Origin of the sequence: Pseudoduganella aquatica (assembly GCF_009857595.1) — a bacterium.
Taxonomy (GTDB): Bacteria; Pseudomonadota; Gammaproteobacteria; order Burkholderiales; family Burkholderiaceae_D; genus Rugamonas; species Rugamonas aquatica_A.
On sequence record NZ_WWCU01000169.1, the window covers coordinates 1 to 255 of the forward strand.

General features: G+C 54.1%; 1 protein-coding gene. It reads left to right on the plus strand.

Annotation, left to right across the window (positions count from 1 at the left end; genetic code table 11):
• Positions 1–23 precede the first annotated feature (23 nt).
• The coding region (locus tag GTP77_RS31390) for a transposase family protein (RefSeq protein ID WP_161075773.1) at positions 24–255 on the plus strand (232 nt) is incomplete at its 3' end.

Below are 255 nucleotides of genomic sequence, written 5' to 3' on the forward strand. Positions count from 1 at the left end.
ACTGAACTTTACCCACCGCTTTCATGCATGATAATAATCTCGAGCTCCCGTTCTGGGAAGGCTTCTCCATTTGGAATTTTGATCGACGCAGCGATGGCATCTGGATTTCGCTCGTGCCTGTTCCTGGCAACGATGCACGGTGTTCCAATTGTTCCGCGATATGCCCGCGCCTGCATGGGCGCTATTGGCGCACAGTACGGGACATGAGCTTGCTTGGTGAGCCGGTATGGTTGCAGGTCAATTTGCGCCGTGTCC